Annotated in this window: 3 protein-coding genes; 2 read left to right on the forward strand and 1 reads right to left on the reverse strand. The window is 62.1% G+C overall.

Features of this window, described 5'->3' with window-relative positions; genetic code table 11:
- Both AC1D17_RS27885 and AC1D17_RS27890 read left to right on the forward strand, forming a co-directional pair.
- Positions 1-1,390 (forward strand): aminotransferase class III-fold pyridoxal phosphate-dependent enzyme (locus AC1D17_RS27885; protein WP_477568477.1); only part of this gene is annotated, 1,390 nt, incomplete at its 5' end.
- Between the two features lie 105 nt (positions 1,391-1,495).
- On the forward strand, positions 1,496-2,506 hold the full coding sequence (locus tag AC1D17_RS27890; RefSeq protein ID WP_477568478.1) for an amino acid ABC transporter substrate-binding protein: 1,011 nt from the start codon (positions 1,496-1,498) through the stop codon (positions 2,504-2,506).
- Between the two features lie 437 nt (positions 2,507-2,943).
- Here the strand turns inward: AC1D17_RS27890 and AC1D17_RS27895 are convergent.
- The coding region (locus AC1D17_RS27895; protein ID WP_477568479.1) for an efflux RND transporter permease subunit at positions 2,944-4,205 on the reverse strand (1,262 nt) is incomplete at its 5' end.

The raw sequence follows: 4,205 nt of genomic DNA on the forward strand, positions 1-4,205 counted from the left end.
GCGTTATCTCGATGTCTGGGCAGAACTTTTCCCCAATGCCAACGCTTTTGCCGGCATCGCGCCTGAATTCTACGCGAAAACCGGGCGGCCGCATGAGGAGATCGTCAAGCTGCGCAAGGAGCTCCTGGTCCCGAACCTGTCGATTTCCTACGACAAGCCGATCAAGTTCGTCCGCGGCGACGGCGTCTGGCTGATCGACGACAGCGGCCGGGCCTATCTCGATTGCTTCAACAATGTCTGCCATATCGGCCATGCGCATCCGGCAGTGGTGGAAGCGATGGCGCGGCAGGCGGCGACGCTCAACACCAATACCCGCTATCTGCACGACAATATCGTTGCCTATGCCGAGCGGCTGACGGCGACGCTGCCGAAGGAGCTGACCGTTGCCGGCTTCGTCAACAGCGGTTCGGAGGCCAACAGTCTGGCGCTCAGGATGATGCGCGCCCATACCGGTCGTGAAAACGCCATCGTGCTCGACTGGGCCTATCACGGCACGACACAGGAGCTGATCGAGATCAGCCCTTACAAATTCCGCCGCAAGGGCGGCAAGGAAAAGAAGCCGCATGTCCACGTGGCCCTCGTCCCCGACAGCTATCGCGCGCCTGCGGATTGGCCAGCCGAAGAGCATGCAAAGCGCTACGCCGAAAGCGTGGCCGGGCTGATCGCTCAGATGCAGGCAAAGGGCGAAGGTCCGGGCTTCTTCATCGCCGAATCCATCCCGAGCGTCGCCGGTCAGGTGTTCCTGCCTGAGGGATACCTCAAGGAGGTCTACCGGATGGTGCGCGCGGCGGGCGGCGTCTGCATCGCCGACGAGGTCCAGGTCGGTTTCGGCCGGGTGGGAAGCCACTGGTGGGCATTCGAAGAGCAGGGCGTCGTTCCCGATATCGTTACCATGGGCAAGCCGATCGGTGACGGCCATCCACTGGCGGCGGTCGTGACGACGCGCGAGATCGCCGACAGCTTCAACAACGGCATGGAATATTTCAACACGTTCGGCGGCAACCCGGTTTCCTGCGCGGTCGGTCTCGCCGTGCTCGATGTCATCGAGGGCCAGGACCTTCGCGGCAATGCACTGGAGATCGGCAACTACCTGATGGCCGGCTTCCGGGCGATGCAAGAGCGTTACGAGGTCATCGGCGACGTGCGCGGCATGGGGCTTTTCCTCGGCATCGAACTCGTCACCGACCGCAAGACCAAGACGCCCGCGACGGAATTCGCCCGGGCCGTATCGAACGGCGCAAGACAGCGCGGCGTACTGATGGGGACCGAGGGGCCGCATGACAACGTGCTGAAGATGCGGCCGCCGATGATCTTCTCGAAACGCGACGCTGATCACTTGCTTGCTGTGCTTAAGGAAACATTCGAGGCCGTGACGTCCAAGGGCGCCTAGCCTCGGCGAATGCCAGACACCGAAGACAGGAAAAGAGCTTGGCAGCGCTTGGCGCCGCCCGGACGGGATACGTGCGACTTAATAAAACCGGAGGAGAACAAAACCATGAAATCAGCATTTTTTGCACTATTGGCCGCGGCAACGCTGGCAGGCACAGCGGCACAGGCAGGCACGCTTGATATCGCCCGCGAACGCGGCACACTGCGCTGCGGCGTCAGCCAGGGCGTGCTCGGCTTTTCGAGCCCGAACGACAAGGGCGAATGGACAGGCTTCGACGTCGATTTCTGCCGCGCGGTGGCCGCCGCGACGCTTGGCGATTCCAGCAAGGTGCAATATGTGCCGCTCTCCACCAAGGAGCGTTTCGCCGCCCTGCAATCGGGCGAGGTCGACCTTTTGTCGCGCCAGACCACCTGGACATTGTCGCGCGATACCGATCTCGGCATGAGCTTCGTCGGCGCCAACTACTATGACGGCCAGGCCTTCATGATCCGCAAGGACCTGGGCGTAAAGAGCGCCAAGGAACTGTCCGGCGCATCGGTCTGCACCGAAACGGGCACCRCCACCGAACAGAACATGGCGGACTATTTCAGCGCCAACAACATCCAGTACAATGTCATCGCTTTCGAAAAGCCAGACCAAACTATTCAGGCCTTCGGGACGGGACGCTGCGATGTCTACTCGACGGACGCCTCTGCCCTCTATTCCCAGCGCCTGACGCTGACCGATCCCGACAACTACGTCGTGCTTCCGGAAGTCATCTCCAAGGAGCCGCTCGGACCGGCTGTTCGCCAGGGCGACGAGCAGTGGTTCAAGATCGTTCGCTGGACCTTGTTCGCGATGATCGAGGCAGAAGAGCTCGGCATCACCAAGGAGAATGCAGCCTCGACTGCGGAAGACGGAACTGTCGCACAAAAACGCTTCCTCGGCAGCGATGGCGGTATTTCCAAGAACCTGGGCCTTGATCCCAAATGGGCTTTCCAGGCCATCTCAGCCGTCGGCAACTACGGCGAGGTGTTCGAACGCCATCTCGGCAAGGACAGCCCGTTGAAGATCGAGCGCGGCCTGAACAATTTGTGGAACAATGGCGGTCTGGTCTACGCGCCGCCGCTTCGTTAAGCGAAACGCATAAACTGTCTAAGCCGTCGCGGGGCATGCTTCGCGGCGGTTTTTCTATTGGGGGGTAGGCGATGAAAAAAGGGGGCCCAGAATCGAAAAAGCCTGCCGCGGGAGGAGGTGCGGCAGGCTTTCGAAGAGAACCGAACGGCAACTGGGAGGAGGAGTGTTGCCATTCCGCAAGTGCCCTCTGGGAGGAGGAGTGAGGACACTTACATATCGAAGCTCTGCGGGAGGAGGTGCATCACTTCGATGAGTTCAATATACATTGATTGAGCTTAAATCGTAGGCAGAACTTTGCAGGGCAGCCATGCGCTATGCGCGCAGCAGATAGCTCATCCTGCCATAAATCGTTTAAATACGGCTGCCCTCCGCTCGGCTTGCATTGCAGGAGGGGCACCCGCAGCCTCTGCTGCGGGTGCCCTTGCAGGCAGGGGCATTCATTCCGCGGCGATTGCGGCCGGATATGGTATGTCCGCTTCGAGCTCATCGCTTGCCGGCTCCGGCTCGGCAACCCGGCTCTTCGGCTGCTTGCCGAAGAACAGCGCATAGCCAGCCGGAAGCACGAGAATGGTCAGCACCGTGGCAACGAGAATGCCACCCATCATTGCGTAGGCAAGCGGTCCCCAGAAGACGCCGCGCGAGATCGGGATCAGCGCCAGAACCGCTGTCATGGCCGTCAAGACGATCGGCCGGAAACGGCGGACGGCCGCACCGACGATGGCCTCCGTCCGCTCCATGCCGGCGGCGATATCCTGGTCGATCTGGTCGACGAGGATGATCGAGTTGCGCATGATGATGCCGAGCAGCGCGATGACGCCGAGGATGGCGACGAAGCCGAAGGGGGCACCGCTGATCAGGAGCGCAGCGGCTGCACCGATGATGCCGAGCGGGCCGGTCGCCAGCACCAGCATCGCCTTGCCGAAATGCTGCAGCTGGATCATCAGGAGCACGACGATGACGGCGAGCATGACCGGCGCCTTGTCGGCGATCGACTGCTGGCTTTCGGCCGCATCTTCCGCGCCGCCCTGGATCTCGACGGAGTAACCGGGCGCGAGGCTGTCGCGCAGCGGCTTCATGTCGGCATACATCTTCATCGCCACGTCGTTGGGCTGCACGCCATCGGGAAGCGTACCGCGCACCGTGATCGCCGGCAGACGGTTGCGGCGCCATTCGACGCCCTGCTCAAGAACCGGGACGACCTTGGCAACCTGCGACAGCGGCACGTAGCTGCCGAAATCGGTCGGGATATAGATCGAATGCACGGTCGACAGCAGATGACGGCTTGTCTCCGGTTCACGGGCAACGATCGCAACCGTTTCCTCGCCGTCGCGGAAATCGTCAAGTGGTGCGCCGGACATGGTGGCCTGCAGCATCTGGCGGATGCGCTGCGATGAGACGCCGAGCGCGCGGGCGCGGTCCTGGTCGATCACCAGTTTCATCGCCGGCACCGGCTCGAGCCAATCGTCGTGGATGGCGCCAAGCTCAGGATTTTCGGCGAACTTCGCCTTCACCTGATCGGCGATGCGGCGCACTTCCGCGCGGTCCTGTCCGGTCACCCGCATCTGCACCGGCCAGCCGGTCGGAGGCCCGAGGAACAGGCGGTCGACCTTGCCGCGAATGGACGGGAAGTCTTCGGCAAGGATGGTCCGCAGCTTGACGATCAGCCGTTCGCGGGCCGGTTCGTCATTGGCCATGACAA

Source organism: Pararhizobium sp. P1_E7 (assembly GCF_056405855.1).